Source organism: Alkalicoccus luteus (genome assembly GCF_052061695.1).
GTDB lineage: Bacteria > Bacillota > Bacilli > Bacillales > Salisediminibacteriaceae > Alkalicoccus > Alkalicoccus luteus.
Window position 1 is genome coordinate 77580 of the sequence record NZ_JBPZEY010000006.1, and the last position, 23048, is coordinate 100627.

Here is a 23048-nt window from a genome sequence, read left to right on the forward strand (position 1 = left end):
AAATATGATCAATAAACTGTTAATTGCAAACCGCGGCGAAATCGCCTGCCGAATTATCCGTACGTGCCGCAGTCTCGATATTACCAGTATCGCCGTTTATTCGGAGGCTGACAGCCGCGCTCAGCATGTTTTGATGGCGGATGAATCAGTGGAAATCGGCGGAGCCCGCGTAAAAGAAAGCTACTTGAACATGGACGCGGTCCTGCAGGCGGCAAAGGATTTTGGTGCTGATGCGATTCATCCCGGCTATGGTCTGCTGTCTGAAAATGCCGAGTTTGCTGAACGAGTAGCAGCCGAAGGGATGCTTTTTATCGGTCCTGCACCTGAGTCCATTGCAAAAATGGGAGACAAGATTCAGGCGAGAAAACTCATGGAAGCTGCCTCTGTTCCAGTTGTACCAGGAAAGGTGCTTGACGGAGAATCTGAAAAAGAACTCGTGCTTGCCGCTCGCAGCATCGGCTTCCCCGTTATGCTGAAAGCAGCAGCAGGCGGCGGCGGTATCGGCATGCAGCGTGTTGACGATGAGACACAGCTTGTGAAAGCAGCGGCTTCTGTGCGGAAGAAGGCAGAGACCTTTTTCGGATCTGGTGATTTATTTCTCGAAAAATACATCATTAATCCTCGCCACGTAGAAGCACAGGTATTTGGAGATGGAAACGGCAACGTCCGAGTGCTTGGGACGCGGGATTGTTCTGTTCAGCGCCGTCACCAGAAAGTGATCGAAGAAGCACCTGCACCTGCTCTTGCTGCGGAAACGATTGAAGCGCTTGAGGAATCAGCGCGCCGCGCCGCTGCTTCGATTCACTACCGGAATGCGGGAACCGTTGAGTTTATCGTAAGCGCCGAAGAGGATGTATACTTTTTGGAGATGAACACGCGTTTACAGGTTGAACATCCGGTAACTGAAGAAACAACCGGCACCGATCTTGTAGAATGGCAGCTCCTGCTTGCTTCCGGATCTGCACTAGACGAGCTTCCTGTCCGGTTTGATGCAGCAGCAGCTTCAGTCGAAGCTCGAATTTATGCGGAAGATCCAAAAACATTCTTCCCTTCTCCGGGAACGATCACAGCTTGGAAATTCCCTGAGGTAGAAGGGATCCGCTATGATATGGGGTTTGTAGAAGGAGATACGATCAGCCCTTTTTACGATCCGATGGTAGGAAAAGTGATCGCCCGCGGCGAATCTAGACAACAGGCAGTAAATCTGCTGATTGATGCACTGGAACAGGCGGAGACAGCCGGGATCAAGACAAATATCCCAATGTTGATCGAGGTGTTGAAGGATCCGCGTTTTCAGCGTGCCGAAATAAATACACACTTTTTAATGCAGACGAATTAATGTGAAGGAGGAGCAGAAGATGGCAGACATTCAAACAACGATGGCAGGGAACGTATGGAAAATTAACGTAAAAGTAGGCGACGAGGTACAGGAGGGTGACGAAGTTGTGATTTTAGAATCTATGAAAATGGAGATTCCAATCGCAGCCGAACAAAGCGGCACCGTTTCCGAAGTACTTGTAGAAGAAGGAAGCTTTGTGAATGAAGAAGATGTCGTAGTGAAGCTCGGCTAAGGAGGGACAGGCGTATGACGATTCCAGCGGAAGCTGTTCTGAAGGAAGTCGGTCCTAGAGACGGTCTGCAAAATGAGCAGGCGCTTGTCTCCACGGAAAAAAAAGTTGCCTGGATCGAAAAGCTTACGGATGCCGGAATCACCTATATCGAAGTGTCGTCATTTGTATCACCTAAGTGGATCCCCGCACTAGCTGATGCCGACGATGTGTTCCGGTATTTAAAGCGAAAAGAAGGTGTGACGTATGCGGCGCTCGTTCCGAACGCAAAAGGGCTTGAGCGCGCGCTTCGTGCTGACGTCGACGAAATAGGGTTGTTCGTCTCATCAAGCGACACACACAATAGACGGAACGTTAATAAGTCGACTGAAGAATCGCTGACACTCCTTCGGGAGGTAGCTGAAGAAGCAAAAGCTGCGGGGAAAACAGTGAGAGGGTATGTATCTACTGTTTTTGGATGCCCGTATGAAGGCAGGGTGTCGATCGGACAGGTGGAAAAGACGGCACACGCCCTGCTTGACATGGGGGTAGATGAGTTGTCGCTTGGAGACACGATCGGCGTAGCAAATCCGCTTCAGGTCAAGCAGGTCATCCGCCAGTTAAAAACCACCATACCCACAGGAAGACTGGCTTTGCATTTCCATAATACGCGCGGACTCGCCTGTGCAAATATTATGGCCGGTCTGGAGCAGAATATTCAAGTATTTGATGGCGCCAACGGGGGTCTGGGAGGATGTCCGTATGCAAAAGGGGCTACCGGCAACGTTGCGACAGAAGATGTGCAGTACTTGATGGATGCGCTCGGCGTGAAAACAGGTGTATCGCTAAAGGGGCTCGTAAAAGCTGCAGAATACATTGAGCCGCACGTCGGCACTAAGCTGCCAAGCTACCAGCTGCAGCTGCAGCAGGAAGAGGAGGATGGCGCATGATGATACAGGCGGAAGTAAGAGATCGGACCGGCTGGCTTACGCTGGATCGCGAGGATGCTGCGAATGCATTGAGCAGCGACTTAATTGCACAGGCTTCTGACGTCCTGCAGGAGTGGCGTCATGACACAGCTGTCCGCTCTGTCATCATAACCGGTGCGGGCAAGAAAGTGTTTTGTGCTGGAGCTGATTTGAAAGAGCGTTCTAAAATGCAGGAATCTGAAGTATGGCAGGCAGTAGCCTCCATTCGAAGCTTTATTGAAAGCGTTTACGAGATGCCGCAGCCTGTTATCGCTGCTATAAACGGCCATGCCATCGGTGGAGGTCTGGAACTGGCTTTAGCCTGTGATCTTCGAATCAGCACCGATCAAGCTTTTTTCTCTCTCGCAGAAACCGGTTTGGGGATCATTCCAGGAGCTGGAGGTACGCAGCGGCTCCCGAGATTAATAGGGGAGCAGAAAGCAAAAGAAATGATTCTGACAGGACGCAAGCTTGCGGCAGATGAAGCGGAAGAAAGCGGTCTGATCCTTAAATATGTGCCGGTGAAGCACTTGTACGAGGAAGCCTCTATGATGGCTGGGCTCGTTAACAGCCGTGCACCACTCGCCATTCGTTCCGCAAAAACAGCTGTAAATCAGGGAATACAGACAGACCTGCAGACCGGGCTCGAGCTGGAGCGCAAGCAGTATGAACAGACAATCGGGACAGAAGATCGACTTGAAGGGTTAAGAGCCTTTAAGGAAAAACGGCCGCCTGAATTTACAGGACGCTGATAAGGAGAGATAGGAATGACGCTGAAACTGGATAAAACCTGGAAGGAGCGGGTGGAGCAGATTGAAAAAGGCGGGAGTGAGAAATATCATGAAGCGAATGCTTCAAAAGGCAAGCTGTTTGTCAGGGACAGGCTTGCACGTCTTTTTGATGACAGCTCGTGGAAGGAAGATGGAAAATTTGCCAACGCTGAGACAGAAGGATTACCTGCAGACGGTGTTATCACGGCGATCGGTAAAGTAGACGGCCGCACCGTGTGTGTAATGGCCAATGACTCAACCGTGAAGGCTGGATCATGGGGGGCAAAGACGGTCGAAAAAATCATTCGTATTCAGGAGACCGCACTAAAGCTGAAAGCTCCGATGTTCTATTTGGTAGACAGCGCTGGAGCAAGGATTACGGACCAGATCGAGATGTTCCCAAACCGCCGCGGTGCCGGACGGATTTTCCATAATCAAGTAAAGCTTTCCGGGATGGTTCCGCAAATTTGTGTGTTGTTCGGTCCCTCTGCTGCCGGAGGAGCATATATTCCGTCATTTTGTGACATCGTCATCATGGTAGAAGGCAATGCAAGTATGTATCTGGGTTCTCCGCGAATGGCAGAAATGGTCATTGGGGAAAAAGTTAGTCTTGAAGAAATGGGCGGCGCTAAAATGCACTGCTCTGTTTCGGGCTGTGGGGATGTACTGGCGGCTGATGAACCTGAAGCGATTGAAGCAGCCCGCTCTTATTTTTCGTATATGCCGGAAAACTATCAAACAGCTTCCGCAGTAAAAGAAGCTGTACCAGCTGTTGAAAAGGATTTGGAAAAGCTTGTGCCTGCCAATCAGAACGTGCCATTCGATATGCATCAGTTTATCGATGGACTGATTGATGAAAGCAGCTTTTTTGAGGTGAAAGCGTTGTTTGCAAAGGAGCTGATTACCGGTCTCGCAAGAATAGAAGGGCGCACAGTAGGAATTATCGCAAATCAGCCAAAGCAGAAGGGCGGCGTACTATTTCACGATTCTGCCGATAAAGCAGCGAGATTTATTACGATGTGTGATGCATTTGGTATTCCGCTGCTTTTCCTCGTTGACGTTCCGGGCTTTATGATTGGAACGAGAGTAGAAAAAGCAGGGATCATCCGTCACGGTGCAAAGATGGTAGCAGCTATGTCTTCTGCTTCTGTCCCTAAAATTTCAGTAGTCGTGCGAAAAGCATATGGAGCTGGCTTATATGCGATGGCAGGGCCGGCCTTTGAACCAGATGCCTGCATAGCGCTTCCTTCTGCTCAAATAGCAGTGATGGGACCTGAAGCAGCAGTGAACGCTGTGTATGCAAATAAAATAGCGGCGCTGGACGAATCAGACCGACCGGCTTTTATAGCGGAGAAGCGGAAAGAATATCAGGAAAACATAGATATTTACAGGCTTGCATCCGAAATGATTGTCGACGATGTCATACCTGCAGGCGCGCTTCGTGACAATTTGGCATCCCGGTTTGAGCTGTATGCCGGTAAAGATGTCGTTTTTTCAGAGAGAAAGCGTCCAATTTATCCCGTATAGCGCGTAATTAATCAGGAGAGGATGATCGTTGTGAAACAACTATACACAGACACGGCAGACATCACAGCTGATATAAAGGACGGCTCGACTATTCTCGTCGGCGGTTTTGGCCTGTGTGGCATTCCTGAAAATGTCATTAAGGCGCTTGTCGATAGCGGCGTTAAAGATTTAACGATTGTTTCCAACAACTGCGGAGTCGACGACTGGGGACTCGGCCTGCTGCTTGAAAAAAAGCAGATTAACAAGATTTATGCGTCATACGTCGGTGAGAATAAGGAATTTGAGCGTCAGGTGATCAACGGAGAGCTGGAAGTTGAGCTTGTACCTCAAGGAACCTTAGCGGAAAGACTCCGTGCCGGCGGAGCAGGCATCCCCGCTTTTTATACGCCTGCAGGAGTCGGCACGCCGATTGCAGAGGGTAAAGAAGTCAGAACGTTTGATGGCAAGGAGTACGTACTCGAGCATGCCATTACCGGAGATATCAGCATCGTACGTGCACATACTGGTGATACGTACGGCAACTTAATTTATCGTAAAACAGCTCAAAACTTCAACCCGATGATTGCGGCTGCCGGAGCAGTGACAATCGCTGAAGTAGAAAACCTGGTTGAAGCGGGAACGCTTGACCCGCAGTCGATTCATACACCAGGGATCTACGTCAACCGCATAATCGAAGCTGTTCAGGAAAATCGGATTGAACGGCGCACCGTGAAAGAAGCCTGATGAAGGAGGAAGAGCGGATGGAAAAAAAGGAAAAGCGCGAACGAATCGCACGACGGGCTGAAAAAGAAATCAAAGACGGCGATTACGTGAACCTCGGTATCGGTATGCCGACGATGGTAGCAAATTACCTGGATGCAGATAAAAAAGTAATGCTGCAGTCAGAAAACGGGCTGCTCGGGATCGGGCCTTATCCGGAAGCCGACGAAGTCGATGCAGATTTGATTAATGCCGGAAAAGAAACGGTGACAGAAGCGAAAGGTGCCGCTTATTTCAGCAGCGCTGAATCGTTTGCTATGATTCGCGGAGGTCATATTGACGTGGCTATCCTTGGCGCAATGGAGGTTTCCGAGTCTGGAGATCTGGCGAACTGGATGATACCGGGCAAAATGATCAAAGGAATGGGAGGAGCTATGGATCTCGTTCACGGTGCTAAACGCGTGATTATCATTATGGACCACGTCAGCCGGAACGGGACACCTAAAATCGTAAAATCATGCTCCCTTCCGTTAACCGGACTTGGCGTTGTTAATCGGATTATCACCGAACGAGCCGTTATCGATGTGACCGAAACCGGTCTGGTCCTTGATGAAATACTTGATGGTTCAACACCTGAAGAAATTCAGGAAGCAACCGGCGCCCCGCTTTCCATGGATCGACTGACACGAAGCCATTAAATTAGAAATCTGCCTACGAAAAGAGCTGCCGCCGGATCGAGTGATCCGGCGGCAGTTCTTTTTTATCTTCTGTCCGACTGAATAAGACCGTTTGAGGAGAGAGCGAGCTGCTTTCGCTTCCGGTTGGCCGCTGGAGTGAAGTGGGCGCCGGGTGCAAGCGAGCCGTTGTGAAGGTTCAGGTGCTGCAGAAAGGCTTGTTCGGAGAATGCGTTATGAATTTCCTGAGCCTTTATAATGATGGATGCAGCTGCCCGTGCATCATCCAGTGCATGGTGGTGATTTAGATCAATCGACAGCTCGTGGGCTACAGTGGATAATTTATGATTATAAAATTCAGGCCACGTTTTCCGGGATACTTGAACCGAGCAGTTATAAGCAGCAGAAAGACCGGAGATCCCCCATACCTGCAGAGCAGAACGAAGAACCTTCATGTCAAAACTTGCATTATGTGCAATTAGAAGCTGATCCTGAATCAGCGGCTCGATCTCCGGCCAAAGCTCCTGAAACGTCGGCTCACTCTTTACATCCTCCCACGTTATCCCGTGAACCCGTACACATTTTGGATCAAAATACGGCGAAAACGGACGAATTAATGAGTAGACTTCCTGCGTGATTTCGCTGTTCTCAACGCGTACAAGGCCGATAGCGCAGGCGCTTCCCTGTTCAGTTGATGCTGTTTCAAAGTCAATCGCAGTAAAATTCATAAATGACCTCCTGCAAACGTATGTTTGTTTTAGTTTAGCATGAACATACTGCTGCGAAAAGAAAAACATGAAAAGAAGCTGTCCGCAGCCGGCATGGCTGGAACAGCTTCAAAAAGGGGGAATATTGAAACCCTGTTACAGGGAATCAGCGGATTCGCTGCTCAGTCTCTGGATCAAAGAAGTGAGCTTTGTTCATATCAAATGCGAGATCAATTTTCGTACCGCCGGTTACATCCGTACGGGAATCGACTCGTGCAATAAAATCCTGATCACTGACTTTTGAGTAGAGGTAGGATTCCGCACCCATAAGTTCAGCTACATCAATCGTCGCAGTAAAGCGGCTGTTCTCAGCTGCATCCAGGAAGACCGGTTCATCATGGAAATCTTCCGGACGAATACCAAGTACAAGATCTCTGCCGTCGTAGCCTTCAAGCATTTTCATCTTGCCGGCTGGAATCGTAACGGTATGCTCACCGATACTGAATGTATTTCCAGTCAGTTTTCCGTGGAGGAAGTTCATGGCAGGAGAGCCGATGAATCCGCCGACGAAAATATTTTCCGGATAATCATAAATGTCCTTCGGAGCACCGACCTGCTGTACGAGACCATCTTTCATGACGACGATTCTGGAAGCCATCGTCATCGCTTCTGTCTGGTCATGTGTAACGTAAATGGTAGTTGTCTGCAGCCGGTGGTGAAGTTTGATGATCTCTGCACGCATCTGCACACGAAGCTTCGCATCCAAGTTGGAAAGAGGCTCATCCATCAGGAATACCTTTGGATTTCGAACGATGGCACGGCCGAGGGCAACACGCTGACGCTGACCACCGGACATTGCTTTCGGTTTACGGTCAAGCATCTCAGTCAGGCCAAGAATTTTGGCAGCATTACGGACGCGTTCGTCAATTTCCTGCTTAGGAAATTTTCTCAGCTTCAGCCCAAACGCCATGTTTTCATATACGTTCATGTGTGGATAAAGCGCATAGTTCTGGAACACCATTGCAATATCTCGGTCTTTAGGTGCCACATCGTTGACACGGTCGTCTCCAATGTAAAGGTCACCTTTTGAGATATCTTCAAGACCGGCTACCATTCGAAGCGTTGTCGATTTTCCACAGCCTGATGGTCCAACGAAGACGATGAATTCTTTGTCAGCGATGTCCAGGTTGAAGTCAGTAACTGCCTGTACATCCCCGTCGTAAATTTTGTACAAATTCTTAAACGTAATATCAGCCATTTTAATTCCTCCCACAAACTCATTTTCTAATCTGTAATCAGTGTATCCTGTAAGGGTTCTCATATCTATGGTAACCGTGCACAAAAAAACTGGCTGTTGATTGTGCAAGATGCATGCGCTTTCACAAAAGTGCATACAGTCCCTGCTGACAACCGAAATCAAGGCTCTTGATGTCGTCAGGCACGAGCCTGCGTTCCTCCACCTGTGCAACGGCTTATCTACAAATGGTGAGGCCCATGCTTTGCGACATTCGCCTGGGGCGTGAAGAACCAATTCGCTTCTGGACGTGGAACGCATTTGCGCGCGAACGAAGAAGGACCGCGTAAAAACGAATAAACAGGCACATACCGTGCTTTTGTCAACAGCTCGATCTCTTGATTAGGCTTTGTTCACGCTGTTGTTTCAAGAACGGCTGCAGGAAGAAGGCATTGTCAAAAGCATGAGGTAGACAGCAGCTGCGTTTTGAAACTGCCTGATGTCGAGCGTCGTTTTCTCAATAAATTTATCGACCCGGTACTGCATGGAATTCCGGTGCATAAACATTTTTTTGGCAGCAAGACTGATGTTCAGGTTGCATTCCAGAAAGCATCGCACCGACTCGAGCAGCTCGCTTTCGTCCTCGACCGGCTTCAGCTGCCGGCGAATCTGGGTAATCGTCTGTGGGGTAAACCGGCTCAGCATGAAATAGAGCAGCAGCTCTTGTTCAAGGAAGGTATGTTTTTTAGGGAAGGCAGCTGCCGTATCGTGAAACAGCTGGTGTTCCCAGTCAATATGCTCTTTTAATCCTTGGGGAGACAAAATCATGGAGCCGACACAGACGGAAGGACGAACGAAAAAGTCTGCTGCCAGTGTATCGACTACAGAGGAAAGGTTCAGTTCATCTTCAAAGGCCTCATCCGTTTCCTGAAGAATCATGCTGTCCCGATGAGATTTCCAAAGCATAAACCTGCTTCCCGGAAAAAGAGAAGAGGCAGCCTGGGAGAATGCCTCCTGCTCGTCAATTTGTTTTGGAAAACGAAAGTGAATCACTCGCAGTGGGAATGAAAGCTTTTCGCTCCATGCCGTCTCGGGAACCTCTTCTTCAAGTACGAGCAGCCGGTGCAGCGCTAGAGCAAGCGGATCATTCGGAAGCGGAAAATCCTGGGCAGGCTGCTGCCGATCGAGAATGGACTGCAGAAGCTGAAGCTCCTCCTGATTGAGCTCTTCCGGCTCGATGTGGTGCGTTTCGGAGCCTCTGGTGACTGTAAAACGCTTCATTGCCGGTGATCCTCATAGACATGATAGAGCATCAGATCATGCACAGACGACTCTAAAAAAGACTGATCGTCAATAGCATCAGGCTGCTTCCATACAATTTTTCCATCTTTTTGATAAATCCCGCGGTATCTCACCTGTTTATAATAGAAGTGGAAGTTCCAGCCGAACGGCTGCTCCTTCCATTGAAAATGCTGAATCATCACGTGTCCCTCCTTTAAAGCTGTTTTTATCGTACCATGAACCAGCCCGCGCGTTAACAGGATTCGTTGGTTTTCACCTGTCGCGTACGTTATACTATCATAAGCAGCCGTGCAGGGGGATGATTGTATGAGTGACTGGACTATCCTGCTCTTCTTGATCCTGATCGGGTCAATTGTAGGGGGAGGTACAAATATCATAGCGATCCGAATGCTGTTCAGGCCTTATCGCCCATGGTTTATCGGATCGTTCCAAATTCCATTTACACCCGGGCTTATTCCAAAGCGGCGCGGCGAGATTGCCGACAATTTGGGAAAGCTCGTTGAAGATCATTTAGTGACTCCGGAAGGCATGCAGGAGAAGCTGAGAGACGGAATTTTGTTTGAAGAAGTGCAGGGTCGTCTGCAGGAGGGAGTCAAGGACCTGCTGCAAGAGGAGCGTACGCTTGATGAGTGGATGGAAGAACACCTCGGCATGAAGGATCAGCTGTTGTCGCTCCGCAAATCCGTCGAACGAGGTTTAGCAGACAGACTTCGCGTGATCATTCAGGAATACAGCCGCGAGCCCTTCCAAAACTGGGTTCCGGATAATTGGATTGACCGCTGTGAATCTTATTTTCCGCTTTTAGCGGATCAGATTGTCACGAAGGGTACCGACTATGTCGCGTCCCCGGAAGGAATAAATCAAATAGACAGTATGCTGAAAACGTACCTTCGTTCCAGAGGAAGTGTCTCAACAATGTTCAGCAGAGTGGCTCAACGGTTCTCCATGGGGGAGTTGATCTCCAGAGAGCTCGTGCGGTTCTTACAGGATAAGCAGACAAAAAAGCTTCTTATTGAACTCATGCACAGGGAATGGAAGGGGATTCTGGAAACATCTGCAGATGACTATGTCAGCGATGAGAAGCTGGAGGAATGGCTCACGAAATTAACGGAATCAGCGGTCGGCCGTACACCGGTAATCGGCGAATGGGGCGGTCCTATTTCCGGATGGAGCATGCGATATGAAGAATTGTTAAACAAAACGGTCATTCCATCCGTGCTGGCATCCGCCTCGACGATTCTTTCACGCTATATTAAATCCATTATGAAGCAGATTGGGATCAAAGAGCTTGTTACAAAAGAAGTTAACACGTTCCCTCTCTCACGGCTTGAAGAGATGCTGTTAATTATCGCACGCCGCGAGCTGAAGATGATCGCTGTACTGGGTGGCTTGATCGGGGCATTAGTGGGACTGATCCAAGGGATCTTTATTCTGTTTATTTTCTGATGGGATGCATTCCGCGCCCATTTATGTTACAGTCTAACGGAGCTTGAATAGCACAGCGCAAAGGCGCTGAAAAACCAAGGAGGATTTTTCGAATGGCAGACCACTTTGAAAAGGCCAATGAGCTTGCAGAAGCGCTGCAGGCGAGTGAAGAATTTACAACGCTTAAGCAGCTTCATGAAGATATCGAAAACGATGAAGTAGCAAAAAAAATGCTCGATAATTTCCGAAGCGTTCAGATGGACCTTCAACAGAAGCAAATGCAGGGAGAACAAATTTCTGAGGAAGAAGTACAGCAGGCTCAGAAGCAGTTTGAACTGGTACAGCAGCATGAACAGATCATGAAGCTCATGGAAGAAGAACAGCGCATGAGCCAGCTCGTCGGTGAGATCAACAAGATTATCACGAGCCCGCTAGAAGCGCTTTATGGAACAGAAGAACAGAACGGATAATAGTAACGATAACGCCGGTTCCTGCAAAGGAACCGGCGCTTTTTTCATGTTCGGCTGGATTGCCTAAGTTCTGTTTCAGCAGAATACACGTTCGTGATACACTAGAAGCAGGAACCGCTGCCTTAAAGCGGCAAACAGGAGGGAAAGTCAATGAGAGAAGAAGAGCTTATTGAAAAAGTACGCCAAGCGATGAAGGCACATGAAGACGGATCACCGGATGTCTTTTTGTACTCCTTGTTTGATTTTGAATTTGATTACATAGCGGAGAGCGAAGAGGTTCATCTGGATGCTCCCGTGACAGAACTGATGTTTAATCCGGTCGGCTTTATACACGGGGGGATCATCACCTACATTGCTGATACAGCTCTCGGACATCTGTGTGCAGCCTTCAATGAGAGGCCCTCCGTTTCGCTCGAACTGAAAACCCAGTTCCTGCGGACATCAAGGAGCGGTTCCCTGCACGCAAAAGCTGCCTTCCTGAAGAAAGGCAGCGGTGTCCAATTTGCAGAATGTACGATCAAAGATGATCAAGGCGAAATTCTGAGCCGAACGTCAGGAACGTTTTATACGATTAAAGAATAGCGCTCTTACGGATGAAAATGTACGAGACCGGCTGAAGAGCGGACGAGTCTGCTCGGCACGTGCTCGAGATTCTCTTCTTTGAGTCTCGCGAGTGCTGCTTTGCCGGCTTCCTCATCGTTTTCAGCTTCAAGCGTTTCGTTCAGCAGATGGTCGCCCTTTTTACTGTAGGCGGTTAAATAATAGGTCTTCATGCATGATCCTCCTCACGGCCGTCTGAGCGAGAGCCTTTTTAAATAGTTTATCATAAAGTGAATGAGTATTCATTACTGATTTTCAGGAGGCATGCCCTATGATTCGTTTTATACACTGTGCCGATCTTCACTTAGATCGTCCGGTGAGCATCCCGGAAACCGTTCCAGCTGAACAAAAAGCTGCACTTCAAAGATCGGCAAAGGTTTCCTTTTCGAACGCGTGTGAGACAGCAGCTGCAGAACGTGTCGATTTTATGCTGATCAGCGGAGATTTATATCATTACGAAACGCGGTCCCTATCAGCCCAGCGGTATCTGCGCAGCGAATTGGAAAAACTTGCCCGCCGCCACATTCCGGTATACATCATTCATGGGAATCATGATCCGGTAATCAGCGGACGTGCCGCGTTGCCGATGCCGGAAAATGTACACGTGTTTTCAGAGGAAGGCGAGCGGGTAACGCTCTCATGCAGGGAAGAAACCGTGCATCTTTATGGGTTCAGTTACTCAGGCTCTTCTCATCCGGATTCACCAATAAACAAGCTGAAATTGCAGCCCGATCATGGTTTTCATATCGGCCTGCTGCATGGCCAGGAGGCAGCTGGGGCGGCGCACGACTATGCTCCATTCCAGCTGCGGGAGCTGAAAGAAGCTGGCTTTGACTATTGGGCGCTCGGTCATATACATCAGCGAAGCGAGCTTTCGAAAGTACCGCCGATTCATTACCCCGGGAGTATAATTGGAGCAAGCCGGAAAGAAACGGGAGCGAAGGGAGTGCTGATGGTCGAACTTGAAGCAGACAGACCTCCGGCGGTCACCTTTATGGAAACAGCTCCGTTTGTACGTGAGAATGTCTCGATTGACTGCACGGGAATTGAAACGATAGACGAGCTCGTTTCAGCCTGTTTTGCCGGGTTAAACACGAATACGCTTTACAGCATTATTCTGGCAGGCACATTATCTATTGCCGGACTTGAGACGTCAGGCCAGGTTGACCTTCATTTGATGCTTGCAGACGAAGCAGAGGCATCAGGCATTATTCTCGATAAGATTTTCAACCATACAGAGCGTGAATCTGAAGCGTTAGCGAGCGACTTGCAGCACGAATTAAAACTGGCCGTTAACGATATGAAGGCGGACGGCTCCCTGCACCAGTTGACGAAGCATCCGGTTATTTCGAGACACCTGCCGGATAGTTTGAAGGAAGATGAGTTGTTTTGGCAGGATGTATGGCGTGAACTGATCTCGGCAGGAGGGACATCCAAGTGAAGCTGACCCGTATTTATATTTGCTCCTACTATAAATGGAAAGACCAGTTTTGGGAGCTGGAAAACCGCACGATTTTCACAGGGAAAAATGAAGCCGGCAAGACGACAATTATGGCGTTCATCGAAGGAGTTTTGTTCGGTTTTTCGGACCAGGAAATGACAGGAGCCGGCGGTTCGCTGCTTTTTGAGGAAAGCGGCACAAGCTGGCTGATTGAGCGGGAACAAAAACGGACGATCCGCGGTGAGCGAAGCATTTACTGCAACGGTGAGCCGTATCACGGTGAACTGCTTACCGACATCAGTCTGCCTATTTTTCGTTCTTTGTACCGATTGGACCTTGATCACCTTCAGGACATGCAGAAGCGCGATTCTCAGGAGGTTGGCAGTCTGCTTTATGATACATCTTTCAGCGGACTTAAACGGTTAATCGAAGAGGATAAACGACGCAGCAAAGACCGTACAAAACTCTTTAAACCGCGCGGCAGAAAAACGGAACTGAATGAAACGGCTGCGAAGCTGGATCAGCTGCAACAGCAGATCAAACAGGCAGAACAAGAGCTGGATCGATATGAACAATTAAAAGAAGAAGACGCGCTGCTCGAAGAAGAGCAAAAGACGATCACTTCCAAGCGGCAAACAGGTGAAGCAAAACGCCGGGAAGCTGAGATCTTAGCAAAACTGCAGCCAATCAAAGTAAACTGGCTGAACTGGAAAGCAAAGGCTGCAGATTCCGGTCTTCTCTCCGTTACAACAGCAGCAGCTTACCGTGAAAAAGAAGAGCTGCAGGCTGATCTTTATGAGAAGAAGCGAACTCTGCTAAATACGATGAAGCAGCCGGCTGCATTTGAGGAAGAGGCTGAACTTGCCAGACTGCGGACACTTGTGCGAGCATTTCCTGAACGGCGTGTTTTGGATAATCAGCTGGAAGAAGCAGGTGCTTCATTAGCACAGCTGCAGCAGGAGCAGCAAACGCTTGAACAGGAAAATCCTGCTGCAATACCCCTTCGGCAGCTGCCTGCGGCTGACGTGCTTGCTGAACGTACCGCGGAGCTTGGAGGCAGGCTGCCATCGCTGACTTGGTGGCTTCCAACAAGCCTTCTGCTCATGCTGGCAGCCGCAGGCTTTCTTGCAGCAGAATATGTGACGGCAGTTCTGGCATTGATCGGAGGCGTCATTTCAGCCGCCGTTTCACTCTATCTGAAAAACAAGCCACAAGAAGCGCCAGGTGATGCTTATTACGAGCTATCAACAGCCGAACGAGAGACGTTATTATCGTTAAAACAGCGCTATGACAAAGCCGCTGATAAGACAGCCTCTTATGAAAAAGAGTATCGGATTGCAGCCGGCAAGCTCGATTCACTGATGGAAGGAGCGGCTTCTTATGCTGGAAATGCATCCTCTCCTTCTGAGATGGAAGGAATACTGCAGGTTAAGCTCGAACGGCTCGAACGAAGCAGTCTTGCCAGTGAAGAAGAGCAGCGGCGCTTTCGCAGCCAGCAGACAGAGCTGAACGCGATCGAAACCCGTCTCTCCTCACTGGAACGAGAGCTGGCAGAGCTCAGACGTCAAGCAGACGAGGAAGATCGGACCGCATTTGATCAGCTGCTGCGACGCTTTGAAGCGGGACGAGAAGCAGAACTGGAAGCAGAAAACTGCTTCAACCGAATGCTTGATCTTGTCCCCGATCGTAAAGTGCTTTTAAGGCTGCTGGAATTACCTTATGAGGCAGCGGCATTGGATGAACTGGAAGAATCGCTGCAGGAACTGGAAGCGAAAGCTGTGCAGACAGAAAGGAAGTCCGCTGAAACGAAACTGTTGATCAAACAGCTTGAAGAGGAAGGCACCTATGAAGTATTAACCCAGCAGTATTACGAATTGCAGGAGGCACTAGCATCATCTGCCCGGAGATGGGCTGTACTGGAAGCTGCCGGTGCTGCTGTGCAGAAGCTGACGGATACGTATGAAAAAGAAAAGCTTCCAGCTGTGATGAAGCGCACGTCTGATTTATTTAATCGAATGACGAAAGGACGTTATGTCTCTATATCGATGCCTGGAGAGGGTTCGTTTGCAGTAGAATCCCATACAGGCAAGCTGTTTAACCCGGACCAGCTGAGTCGCGGAACGAGAGAGCTGCTGTATACAGCACTGAGATTGTCGCTTACTGCAGAACGGGAACGGTTCCCGCTCATCATGGATGAACCTGTCGTTAACATGGATATAGATCGCCGTACTGCTTTCTTCAAGGAGGCAGCAGCACACCCTTCTCAGCTTATTTTTTTTACTTGCCACGGTCAGATCGAAGAAGAGTGGCTGCAGGCAGCAGGAGGGAAAAGGCATCTGCTGGAGCGCTGATTTACTGAATTTCGTGTAAAATACCCATCGGATTTTCAAAATGACGCGTAGTATATTAAAATAGATGAAACTACTGTCACTATCAGCAACCGCGGCTTCATGCTTGCAGCAAACGAAAGCCGTTGATGAAGGAGGAAATTGTATGAGTCAGTTTACTGTTAATTTAGTAGAAGATGAAGAAAATCTCGGAAAAGTAATTAAGGCATATATGGAGAAGGAAGGATGGGAGGTTCAGCACTTTACTGATGGGAAGGATGCGTCTGAACATATTTCCACGCCGCCGCACCTTTGGATTCTGGACATCATGCTTCCTGGCATGGACGGCTATCAGCTGCTGAAGTCAATTAAGGCTGAAGCCGATACTCCGGTAATCTTCATTTCTGCCCGTGATAAAGACCTGGACCGGGTTCTTGGACTGGAGCTAGGCAGCGACGATTATCTAGCGAAGCCGTTTCTTCCTGAAGAGCTTGTTATCCGGGCGAAGAAGATGCTTTCGCGGGTTTATCCTCCGAATGAAACAGATAAAGATAAAATTGAACTGAATGGGTATACAATTGACCCTACCTCGCGAACCGTGCACGACGGCGAATCACATATTGAACTGACTACTAAAGAAATGGATCTGGTCATTCTGCTCACCTCCCATATTGGAGACGCCTTGTCCAGAGAGACGATTATTGAATATGTGTGGGGCACCGACTATTTCGGATCGGAGCGGGCAGTGGACGACGTTGTACGGCGTGTCCGCAAAAAGCTGCCGCGCATACATCTTGAAACACTCTACGGATACGGGTACCGGGTTCTCTCATCATGATTCGGTTGAACCTGACTCAGCGGATCTGGTTTTCGTTTATTTCGATTCTGCTGCTTGTCGCCCTGATGATCGGTGTAATCTATCCGATTTCACTAAAAAGTGCTCTGACAGAAGAAACGTACCGCATTATCGAGCAGGAACAAATGCGGTACGCGAATCCAGGCGGAGAACATGTCGTGCCGCCGCAGACAGAAATGGACTTTATTGAACAACGGGAAGCGGCTCGCTCTGTGTTCCACTTTTTTCTTATGAACCAGCTTGCTACATTAGAAGGTGAAGGAGAGCCGGTACCGGATGAGGCCCTGCAGGAAATGGGAGCGAGAGCCCAGGAGCAGATGACGAGGCGCGGCAGATATGAGCTCACCTATAATGGTGCCACGCTTTTTTATGTTGTCTACAAAGTGTACACTACAAACGGGGAAGCCTATCATATTTCCTATATGTGGGATACCTATCGGGACCAAATGGTAGATCGGCTATGGGGCCAGCTCAGCTATATTATGCTGTTTGCAGGGTTAATGAGTCTTGTGCCTGCTTTCTGGCTGAAGCATTACTTAAGACAGCCGCTGACGAGTCTTGGAAATCATTTTGAGCAAATTGCCGAACGTAACTGGAAGGAGCCTTTCTATTGGGACGGCGATGAGGATTTCGAAAAGCTGTCCAACCAATTCGAGAAGATGCGGCAGAACCTGATCCGGTACGATTCGGCTCAAAAGACTTTTATGCAGCATGCCTCTCATGAACTGAAAACACCGATTATGATCGTAAAAAGCTATGCGCAATCTGTTAAAGATGGGATTACGCCGAAAGAAGACGTCGATCAGACGATGGATATCATTATTGAAGAGTCGAACCGGATGGAAAAACGTGTGAAGGATATGCTCTATTACACTAAGCTGGATTCGCTGAAGGAAGCGCCGATGGAAAAGACGGAGTTCCCTTTCGGCTCCATTGCCTATAAGGTGGAGCAGCGATTTCGAATGACTCGTGAAGACGTTTCTATTTTCGTTGCAGGAGACCATGTGATGTTCGAGGCTGATAAAGATCAGCTCGGGGTACTTTTGGAAAATCTTGTAGAGAACGCGCTTCGCTATGCGGTAGATGCCATTGAGCTGCGGGCTGAAGCAACTGCTGATGAAAACCTGATTCACGTGCATAACAATGGGGAAGCGATTCCGAATGATGAGCTTAAACATCTGTTCACGCCGTTTCGAAAAGGCAATAAAGGGCAGTTTGGTCTGGGACTTGCGATTGTGAAAAGCATAGCCGAACTGCACGGAGGTCAGGCAGAAGTAACAAATGAAGGGGACGGAGTGACGTTTACCATCCGTTTTCCGAATCAGCCTGCTCTCGGTGAAGGAACTGATGATGCAAAAGGATACGGCACGTAAACAAACACTTGAACAGGAGCTGTCAATGGGGCAGCTCCTGTTTCATTCGGATGGAGTTTCCACCCCCGTGCGCTGTGACGAACGTGTGTGCTATACTGGAAAAAATGGAATCATAAAGGGGCGTTTCGACATTGAAAAAAGGGATTGGCTACTATCAAATAGGAGAAACGGTTGAATTGGCTCTGCTGATTAAACAAGCTAAAAAAGGGATAGCAAGCAATGGAAAACCATTTTTGTCATTGATGATGACCGATAAAACGGGTGACATTGAGGCAAAAATGTGGGGAGTGAAGCCGGAGGATGAATCTGTTTACCGAACAGGAACGGTCATCTATGTGCAGGGAGATGTACAGGATTACCGGGGCATGCGTCAACTTCGTTTGAAATCGGTGCGGCCGGCTCACGACAAACGGGCTGAGGATTATATGCCGAGCGCTCCAATGAGTATCGAGGCGATGCTTGAAAAAGTAAACGAGTATCTGTTTGCGATGGACAATCCTAAAATTCAGCGGTTAACCCGGCATTTGTTAAAGAAGCATCAGGAAGCGTTTTTAATATCGCCTGCGGCCGTTAAAAATCATCATGAATATTCCTCCGGCTTGATTTATCACGTCGTGTCGATGCTTGAACTGGGACGCTCGTTCGCCAAATTGTACCCATCGCTCAATAAAGATTTACTCTACGGCGGTATTATTCTGCATGATCTTGCAAAAGTGAATGAACTGACGGGGCCGCTTGGTACTCAATATACGCTGGAAGGAAAGCTGCTTGGACATATTTCGATGATGCATGTAGAAATTGAGACCGCAGCAGCAGAACTGCAAATTGAAGGAGAAGAAATTCTTCTGCTTAAGCATATGATCTTGTCCCATCACGGGAAAGGGGAGTGGGGCAGCCCTAAGCCGCCGATGATTCGAGAGGCGGAAATGCTTCACATGATTGATAATATCGATGCCCGGATGGCGATGATGGACCGCGCCTTGGAACGGACCTCTCCCGGCGAATTTTCAGAGCGGATTTTTGCAATGGAACAGCGCAGTTTTTATCATCCAAACATGTGAAAACCAGCAGTAGTGCTGCCAAGAATTTATGAATATAAAAGGCTGTACGCAAAAGCAATCTGCTTCGGCGTACAGCCTTTTCTTATAGTAAGTATGTGCGTTGTCTATACGTTCGCTTCTTTATCCTCTGAGAACAGCCGGTCCGTCATATTCTGTTCAAAACGGTTGGACAGGCACTCATGGAGAACCTCCCTTTCAAACAGCTTGAAGCATTCGGATTGCTTCCACTCCTCCACAGTGAGAGTACGGCAGTCTTCAAAGACGTCCTTCCAATTGACTAGCAGGAACGATTCTACCCGCTCATGAACAACTGGAAAATAGACGAGCGGACTTTGCTCAACGCTCTGCTCCATCTGATCCAGCACGGTTTCCACGAGAATCTGATGTATTTCGCCATAGCTGAGTTCGTGCAGTCTGACAGGGGTCATTCAAAAACCTCCATATAATAAGTATTGGTACAACTCATGTACCCTGTTTACATGGAGGCAAACCCATTTTATGGTTGATCATCTGAAATAGATTGGAAGTCCTCATCTAAAATCGTGACATCAGCCTCATCCATCATCGACTCCTGGATTCGGTTCACCTGATACTGATAGCGGTCGCTGAGACTTTGCTGCAGCTGGTCCTGTACCTCTTCAAAAGGTTCATCAAACGGTGTTCGATCGGTTACCTCGATAACGTGATAGCCAAATTGGCTTTGAACCGGCTCGCTGTATTCACCGTCTTCCAGCAGGAAGGCAGCTGCTTCAAAAGGAGGTGTCATCGTTCCTCTGCCGAATGTACCAAGCTCTCCGCCTTCGCTGCTTGAGCCGGGATCCTGCGAATAGGATTCAGCCAAATCAGCAAATGATTCGCCTTCTTCCAGCTGATCAAGCACTTCTTCAGCCGTTTCTCTGTCACCAGTCAAAATGTGACGGGCTGTCAGTTCAGCACCACGGTCATACTCTTCCCGCAGATCTTCTTCACTGAATTCACCGTCGTGGCCGGTCATTTCCTGCATAACTAAATGCTGGAGCACTCTCTTTCGAAGCTCAGACTCTGATTGGACTCCCTGCATTTCCATCATCGTGTAAAATTCTTCTTCTTCCTCGATGCCCATCGTATCCATCAAATAAGAAATTTCAGCCTGAACTTCTTCCTCAGTAATGCCGAGCTCCTCTGCTTCTTTTTCAAACACTTTTTCCTGGATCAGAACTTGCAGCACATTTTCGCCGTATTGTTCACGAAGCGCCTCATGAAACGTTTGCTCGTCAATCAATTCACCGTTTACTTCAGCCACTGCTGCAGGCTCTTCCTCGAGATTGTTTTCATCCTCCAGGTTGTCAACTGCATCATTCTCATTCGCATTGTCCGGATCCGTTGCATTCGGGTTGTTTTCAGTCGATTCGGACTCCGGCTCCGAGCAGGCAGCGAGCAGAAGGATTCCGATCAGGAGAACAGTTTTCATGTTGGCCACTCCTTTACATCTTCTGTCATTATCGTAGCATAAACCCGGCAAGTCGGGAAGCTTACTCTGTCAACTAACACGCTTCCTGAATGGAAAGGATAAACCAATAAAAACGCCGCTGGTCACAAGACCGGCGGCATGTTCCGAGTAGAGCTACACCAGATAAATACGAACGAAAGAGGTTGTAATTAAGATGGTGATCAGCACGTTTACGGTACGGAAAATTTTTGGCTGTTTCTCATCAGGAATTTCTTTTGTCACGCACAGCGTATTCGTCATCGTATTAATAACGAATAAATAGAAAAGCGCGAACAAGATATAGGGAATATACATATACAAGCCTCCTGGTCTGACCGGTTAAACCGGCGCCTGTAAATCAACGTTACGTTTTTGCTGTACAGGGAATAGGATAAAGACACTATTAGTGTACCAGAGATACGCCTTAATTGAAATGAACAGTCACGTCAGGGGGAGAAAAATGAATCGATGGAAAACCGCTTTTTTTGTGCTGCTGACAGGAGTAATACTCGTGACCGCAGGCGGCTGGCTATGGCTTAATCACCTTTTGTCAGCAGAGCCTGAAGAGACGTTTACCGTACCGGACAGACAGGTGGCCGAATCGCCGTCTCTCACAGTCACATCGACGAGAGCGGATGCAAATGACTGGCTGCAGCGTGAACTGGAAGAGGAGGATGCAGAAGAGTTTGATTTGTATCTGGAAGATGCCGTCTATTTCACGTCGGAATTCCGGCTTTTCGGCATCAATATACCAGTTGAGGTACAGTTCCAGCCGGAAGTAGATGACAACGGTAATATTTGGCTGTACGAAGACGGATTTCGCGCCGGAGGGGTAGACTTGCCGGCAGCTCAAGTGTTTCAGCTGATAGGCGATTCGCTCGACTTGCCAGAGTGGATTGAACCCGTTCCTGAAGAAGCTGCCTTATACATGGACCTGGCCCAGTTGGATACCGGTGATACAGCTATTTATGCAGAAGTCATTGACCTGCCTGATGACGAACTTCGTTTTCGCATCACGCCTGCTGATTAAGTTGCTGAAATCAGTACGGATAAAGCACAGATAAAAGAAGCCAGCCGCTAACGGGAATCCAAGTTAGCGGCTGGCTTTTACTCACTCTGTACCGGTTGATTCTACTTCACGGATCGGCTGCACGATGTGGAAGCCTGAGCGGTTGTCTTCAATCAGACATTCCTTAGGAGCTGCAAACATTTGACGGGCGGTAAAGAAGTCATAGGTGCAGAGCCCAAAATGAAAAGCAGAAACAATGCCGATGACATGCGTGTAGGCAGGGAGCAGCGCTGCTGCTGCGAATGCAGTGAGTGTCAAGACGGCAGCTGGGAAAAGCGTAGAAACGAGGCTGAGCGTTCTAGGTACAGGCTCCTTGACCGAGTAAAATAAAAACGGCCACTGGGAACGGCGAAAGCCAAATTTCGCTTTTTTCCCGGCAGCCCATACAGGCAGACAGTGAAGCACCAGATGCAGAGGCAGAATCAGCATCAGCAGCAAAATAGTATAGAAAAAGCCGGCTTCCTGAAGCGCAGCCTGGCTTCCGAATGTTTGAAACATCGTATAAAACACGAGAAAATACAATAACATCACTAATACGGACAGCACCCACATCCGGGCCTGGCCGATTTCTTTAGCAAGGGACACAGTCTTAATACAGTTCACTGTGCACACCTCCTTTTCACGAATAACTCACGGCAATACTTAGCTAATGTACTCCCGCAGAAAGGAAAAATCAATACCTTTCCAGAAAAAAACCCGGAATTTTATTTTCCGGGAAGTTCTTCGAGCAGATCCGTGGAATTACGGGTGCGCGTTTTAGGAGCCGGAACGAGCCGTCCATCCTCCTCGTTAAAGTCCTCTTCAAATTTTAGCATTGATTTTTCAAAAATTTGGATGAAGTCAGGGCCGTACACGTGCTTGACGATACTGATCAGTTCGGAAAATTCGGGGAACTTTCCATACAGCTGTTTTATCGGGAGAGAGCCGGTATATACACTGTACGTATCGGGATTATAGCTTTCGAACGTTTCTTTAAGAAGCTCCTCGCCTTTTTCTGTCAAATAAACGTACGTATTACGCTTATCATTCGCCCGCTTAGAGAACGTTAACAGACCGCGTTCCTCCAGCTTTTTGGAAAAGTTAAACGCGGTGGAAACGTGCATAACTCCAAATTTGGCGATATCGGAAATTGAGGCACCTTCCAAATGATAAGCAATCCATAAAATATGGTGTTCATTGATGTTCAAATCAAATGGCTTAATCCAGGCCTGCCAGTCCTTTTCAATGGATTTCCAAAGCGCTTTGCTCAGCTGGGCGATCTTATGACTGAACATGATCGACTGTTTCATCGACTGGTTTGGATCCTGCTCCATAAACAACTCCTCCTCTGCTGGGTACATAATCATAAAAAGCCCCGCCAGCCGGGGCAGCCGGACTGGAAACAGGCGTGTTTCAGTATGTGACGCAATTACTTTACTGAGAAAATGTTATTCATATAATAACACAGGAAAAGAGTGGGGCTCAATATCATTTCTGTATTTTCTGAAAATTTTCGAGCCTTTACGACCGTTCTGCCTTAAAAGAGAACGG

26 protein-coding genes are annotated in these 23048 nt (G+C 48.4%); 16 read left to right on the top strand and 10 right to left on the bottom strand.

The genetic code is table 11. The features are described 5' to 3' along the window. Positions 1 to 4 precede the first annotated feature (4 nt). The 7 genes from ACSZLD_RS09585 to ACSZLD_RS09615 are packed head-to-tail and all read left to right on the top strand — an operon-like array spanning position 5 to position 6209. Positions 5 to 1339, top strand: coding sequence for an acetyl-CoA carboxylase biotin carboxylase subunit (locus ACSZLD_RS09585; protein WP_444685050.1), 1335 nt, complete (start codon positions 5 to 7; stop codon positions 1337 to 1339). A 19-nt stretch (positions 1340 to 1358) separates the two neighbouring features. Continuing rightward, a complete protein-coding gene (locus ACSZLD_RS09590; RefSeq protein WP_377910871.1) occupies positions 1359 to 1571 on the top strand; it encodes an acetyl-CoA carboxylase biotin carboxyl carrier protein subunit in 213 nt (70 codons plus the stop codon). A gap of 14 nt (positions 1572 to 1585) precedes the next feature. Continuing rightward, on the top strand, positions 1586 to 2497 hold the full coding sequence (locus ACSZLD_RS09595; protein ID WP_444685051.1) for a hydroxymethylglutaryl-CoA lyase: 912 nt from the start codon (positions 1586 to 1588) through the stop codon (positions 2495 to 2497). Beyond that, positions 2494 to 3267: an enoyl-CoA hydratase-related protein gene (locus ACSZLD_RS09600; protein ID WP_377910869.1), complete on the top strand. Its 774-nt coding sequence runs from the start codon at positions 2494 to 2496 to the stop codon at positions 3265 to 3267. The genes ACSZLD_RS09595 and ACSZLD_RS09600 overlap by 4 nt, the downstream gene beginning before the upstream one ends. Before the next feature lie 21 nt (positions 3268 to 3288). After that, positions 3289 to 4812, top strand: a complete 1524-nt coding sequence (locus ACSZLD_RS09605) for an acyl-CoA carboxylase subunit beta (protein ID WP_444685133.1) — start codon at positions 3289 to 3291, stop codon at positions 4810 to 4812. Between the two features lie 21 nt (positions 4813 to 4833). Then, complete coding sequence (locus ACSZLD_RS09610) at positions 4834 to 5535, top strand: CoA transferase subunit A (RefSeq protein ID WP_444685052.1); 702 nt, start codon at positions 4834 to 4836, stop codon at positions 5533 to 5535. Between the two features lie 17 nt (positions 5536 to 5552). Continuing rightward, positions 5553 to 6209 (top strand): CoA transferase subunit B, encoded by a 657-nt coding sequence (locus ACSZLD_RS09615; RefSeq protein ID WP_444685053.1) that lies wholly within the window; start codon positions 5553 to 5555, stop codon positions 6207 to 6209. Positions 6210 to 6271: 62 nt separating this feature from the next. Here ACSZLD_RS09615 and ACSZLD_RS09620 read toward each other — a convergent pair whose 3' ends face one another. The 4 genes from ACSZLD_RS09620 to ACSZLD_RS09635 all read right to left on the bottom strand — a co-directional run bounded on the left by ACSZLD_RS09620 (position 6272) and on the right by ACSZLD_RS09635 (position 9607). Then, entirely contained in the window at positions 6272 to 6913 is a 642-nt protein-coding gene (locus tag ACSZLD_RS09620; RefSeq protein ID WP_444685054.1) for a 3'-5' exonuclease, read from the bottom strand. Between the two features lie 145 nt (positions 6914 to 7058). After that, complete coding sequence (locus ACSZLD_RS09625; RefSeq protein WP_377910864.1) at positions 7059 to 8150, bottom strand: ABC transporter ATP-binding protein; 1092 nt, start codon at positions 8148 to 8150, stop codon at positions 7059 to 7061. 402 nt (positions 8151 to 8552) lie between these two features. Continuing rightward, a complete protein-coding gene (locus ACSZLD_RS09630) occupies positions 8553 to 9407 on the bottom strand; it encodes a PucR family transcriptional regulator (RefSeq protein ID WP_444685055.1) in 855 nt (284 codons plus the stop codon). After that, positions 9404 to 9607: a DUF5342 family protein gene (locus ACSZLD_RS09635; RefSeq protein WP_377910862.1), complete on the bottom strand. Its 204-nt coding sequence runs from the start codon at positions 9605 to 9607 to the stop codon at positions 9404 to 9406. The genes ACSZLD_RS09630 and ACSZLD_RS09635 overlap by 4 nt, the downstream gene beginning before the upstream one ends. Before the next feature lie 127 nt (positions 9608 to 9734). On the opposite strand from ACSZLD_RS09635, the gene ACSZLD_RS09640 reads away from it, so the two are divergent. The 3 genes from ACSZLD_RS09640 (at position 9735) to ACSZLD_RS09650 (ending at position 11905) form a co-directional block, all read left to right on the top strand. Further along, positions 9735 to 10874, top strand: a complete 1140-nt coding sequence (locus ACSZLD_RS09640; protein ID WP_444685056.1) for a DUF445 domain-containing protein — start codon at positions 9735 to 9737, stop codon at positions 10872 to 10874. Between the two features lie 92 nt (positions 10875 to 10966). Then, on the top strand, positions 10967 to 11323 hold the full coding sequence (locus ACSZLD_RS09645; protein ID WP_377910860.1) for a YlbF/YmcA family competence regulator: 357 nt from the start codon (positions 10967 to 10969) through the stop codon (positions 11321 to 11323). Positions 11324 to 11473: 150 nt separating this feature from the next. Further along, complete coding sequence (locus ACSZLD_RS09650; protein ID WP_377910859.1) at positions 11474 to 11905, top strand: PaaI family thioesterase; 432 nt, start codon at positions 11474 to 11476, stop codon at positions 11903 to 11905. A gap of 5 nt (positions 11906 to 11910) precedes the next feature. Here ACSZLD_RS09650 and ACSZLD_RS09655 read toward each other — a convergent pair whose 3' ends face one another. After that, positions 11911 to 12096 (bottom strand): YhzD family protein, encoded by a 186-nt coding sequence (locus ACSZLD_RS09655; protein WP_444685057.1) that lies wholly within the window; start codon positions 12094 to 12096, stop codon positions 11911 to 11913. Between the two features lie 98 nt (positions 12097 to 12194). Here ACSZLD_RS09655 and ACSZLD_RS09660 point away from each other — a divergent pair, with 98 nt between their 5' ends. The 5 genes from ACSZLD_RS09660 to yhaM all read left to right on the top strand — a co-directional run bounded on the left by ACSZLD_RS09660 (position 12195) and on the right by yhaM (position 18981). Beyond that, the gene (locus ACSZLD_RS09660) at positions 12195 to 13364 is read left to right on the top strand and encodes a metallophosphoesterase family protein (RefSeq protein WP_444685058.1); all 1170 of its coding nucleotides are present in this window, start codon (positions 12195 to 12197) and stop codon (positions 13362 to 13364) included. After that, on the top strand, positions 13361 to 15715 hold the full coding sequence (locus ACSZLD_RS09665; protein ID WP_444685059.1) for an ATP-binding protein: 2355 nt from the start codon (positions 13361 to 13363) through the stop codon (positions 15713 to 15715). Before ACSZLD_RS09660 ends, ACSZLD_RS09665 begins: the two co-directional genes overlap by 4 nt. A gap of 142 nt (positions 15716 to 15857) precedes the next feature. Continuing rightward, complete coding sequence (locus ACSZLD_RS09670) at positions 15858 to 16529, top strand: response regulator transcription factor (RefSeq protein WP_377910855.1); 672 nt, start codon at positions 15858 to 15860, stop codon at positions 16527 to 16529. Then, entirely contained in the window at positions 16526 to 17920 is a 1395-nt protein-coding gene (locus ACSZLD_RS09675; protein ID WP_444685060.1) for a sensor histidine kinase, read from the top strand. Before ACSZLD_RS09670 ends, ACSZLD_RS09675 begins: the two co-directional genes overlap by 4 nt. 131 nt (positions 17921 to 18051) lie before the next feature. Further along, positions 18052 to 18981, top strand: a complete 930-nt coding sequence (yhaM, locus tag ACSZLD_RS09680; protein ID WP_444685061.1) for a 3'-5' exoribonuclease YhaM — start codon at positions 18052 to 18054, stop codon at positions 18979 to 18981. A gap of 104 nt (positions 18982 to 19085) precedes the next feature. On the opposite strand, the gene ACSZLD_RS09685 is transcribed toward yhaM, so the two are convergent. The 3 genes from ACSZLD_RS09685 to ACSZLD_RS09695 form a co-directional block, all read right to left on the bottom strand. Further along, positions 19086 to 19409, bottom strand: a complete 324-nt coding sequence (locus ACSZLD_RS09685; protein ID WP_377910852.1) for a hypothetical protein — start codon at positions 19407 to 19409, stop codon at positions 19086 to 19088. Between the two features lie 68 nt (positions 19410 to 19477). Further along, positions 19478 to 20431 carry a peptidylprolyl isomerase gene (locus tag ACSZLD_RS09690; RefSeq protein ID WP_444685062.1) on the bottom strand — a complete coding sequence of 318 codons (954 nt, stop codon included), beginning with the start codon at positions 20429 to 20431 and terminating at the stop codon, positions 19478 to 19480. A gap of 153 nt (positions 20432 to 20584) precedes the next feature. Further along, on the bottom strand, positions 20585 to 20764 hold the full coding sequence (locus ACSZLD_RS09695; RefSeq protein WP_168004882.1) for a hypothetical protein: 180 nt from the start codon (positions 20762 to 20764) through the stop codon (positions 20585 to 20587). 145 nt (positions 20765 to 20909) lie between these two features. On the opposite strand from ACSZLD_RS09695, the gene ACSZLD_RS09700 reads away from it, so the two are divergent. Next, positions 20910 to 21479: a YpmS family protein gene (locus ACSZLD_RS09700; protein ID WP_444685063.1), complete on the top strand. Its 570-nt coding sequence runs from the start codon at positions 20910 to 20912 to the stop codon at positions 21477 to 21479. An 81-nt stretch (positions 21480 to 21560) separates the two neighbouring features. On the opposite strand, the gene ACSZLD_RS09705 is transcribed toward ACSZLD_RS09700, so the two are convergent. Next, on the bottom strand, positions 21561 to 22121 hold the full coding sequence (locus ACSZLD_RS09705) for a DUF3267 domain-containing protein (RefSeq protein ID WP_444685064.1): 561 nt from the start codon (positions 22119 to 22121) through the stop codon (positions 21561 to 21563). 101 nt (positions 22122 to 22222) lie between these two features. After that, entirely contained in the window at positions 22223 to 22831 is a 609-nt protein-coding gene (locus ACSZLD_RS09710) for an HTH-type transcriptional regulator Hpr (RefSeq protein ID WP_377910958.1), read from the bottom strand. Between the last annotated feature and the right edge of the window lie 217 nt (positions 22832 to 23048).

What these genes read in the sequence shown, in the direction of transcription:
- ACSZLD_RS09685 (WP_377910852.1), bottom strand. Translation starts at nt 19,409, where the DNA reads ATGACCCCTGTCAGACTGCACGAACTCAGCTATGGCGAAATACATCAG.
- ACSZLD_RS09675 (WP_444685060.1), top strand. Translation starts at nt 16,526, where the DNA reads ATGATTCGGTTGAACCTGACTCAGCGGATCTGGTTTTCGTTTATTTCG.
- ACSZLD_RS09620 (WP_444685054.1), bottom strand. Translation starts at nt 6,913, where the DNA reads ATGAATTTTACTGCGATTGACTTTGAAACAGCATCAACTGAACAGGGA.
- ACSZLD_RS09695 (WP_168004882.1), bottom strand. Translation starts at nt 20,764, where the DNA reads ATGTATATTCCCTATATCTTGTTCGCGCTTTTCTATTTATTCGTTATT.
- ACSZLD_RS09610 (WP_444685052.1), top strand. Translation starts at nt 4,834, where the DNA reads ATGATCGTTGTGAAACAACTATACACAGACACGGCAGACATCACAGCT.
- ACSZLD_RS09600 (WP_377910869.1), top strand. Translation starts at nt 2,494, where the DNA reads ATGATGATACAGGCGGAAGTAAGAGATCGGACCGGCTGGCTTACGCTG.
- ACSZLD_RS09645 (WP_377910860.1), top strand. Translation starts at nt 10,967, where the DNA reads ATGGCAGACCACTTTGAAAAGGCCAATGAGCTTGCAGAAGCGCTGCAG.
- ACSZLD_RS09660 (WP_444685058.1), top strand. Translation starts at nt 12,195, where the DNA reads ATGATTCGTTTTATACACTGTGCCGATCTTCACTTAGATCGTCCGGTG.
- ACSZLD_RS09655 (WP_444685057.1), bottom strand. Translation starts at nt 12,096, where the DNA reads ATGAAGACCTATTATTTAACCGCCTACAGTAAAAAGGGCGACCATCTG.
- ACSZLD_RS09670 (WP_377910855.1), top strand. Translation starts at nt 15,858, where the DNA reads ATGAGTCAGTTTACTGTTAATTTAGTAGAAGATGAAGAAAATCTCGGA.
- ACSZLD_RS09615 (WP_444685053.1), top strand. Translation starts at nt 5,553, where the DNA reads ATGGAAAAAAAGGAAAAGCGCGAACGAATCGCACGACGGGCTGAAAAA.
- ACSZLD_RS09710 (WP_377910958.1), bottom strand. Translation starts at nt 22,831, where the DNA reads ATGGAGCAGGATCCAAACCAGTCGATGAAACAGTCGATCATGTTCAGT.
- ACSZLD_RS09650 (WP_377910859.1), top strand. Translation starts at nt 11,474, where the DNA reads ATGAGAGAAGAAGAGCTTATTGAAAAAGTACGCCAAGCGATGAAGGCA.
- ACSZLD_RS09590 (WP_377910871.1), top strand. Translation starts at nt 1,359, where the DNA reads ATGGCAGACATTCAAACAACGATGGCAGGGAACGTATGGAAAATTAAC.
- ACSZLD_RS09640 (WP_444685056.1), top strand. Translation starts at nt 9,735, where the DNA reads ATGAGTGACTGGACTATCCTGCTCTTCTTGATCCTGATCGGGTCAATT.
- ACSZLD_RS09585 (WP_444685050.1), top strand. Translation starts at nt 5, where the DNA reads ATGATCAATAAACTGTTAATTGCAAACCGCGGCGAAATCGCCTGCCGA.
- ACSZLD_RS09595 (WP_444685051.1), top strand. Translation starts at nt 1,586, where the DNA reads ATGACGATTCCAGCGGAAGCTGTTCTGAAGGAAGTCGGTCCTAGAGAC.
- ACSZLD_RS09625 (WP_377910864.1), bottom strand. Translation starts at nt 8,150, where the DNA reads ATGGCTGATATTACGTTTAAGAATTTGTACAAAATTTACGACGGGGAT.
- ACSZLD_RS09700 (WP_444685063.1), top strand. Translation starts at nt 20,910, where the DNA reads ATGAATCGATGGAAAACCGCTTTTTTTGTGCTGCTGACAGGAGTAATA.
- ACSZLD_RS09690 (WP_444685062.1), bottom strand. Translation starts at nt 20,431, where the DNA reads ATGAAAACTGTTCTCCTGATCGGAATCCTTCTGCTCGCTGCCTGCTCG.
- ACSZLD_RS09630 (WP_444685055.1), bottom strand. Translation starts at nt 9,407, where the DNA reads ATGAAGCGTTTTACAGTCACCAGAGGCTCCGAAACGCACCACATCGAG.
- ACSZLD_RS09635 (WP_377910862.1), bottom strand. Translation starts at nt 9,607, where the DNA reads ATGATTCAGCATTTTCAATGGAAGGAGCAGCCGTTCGGCTGGAACTTC.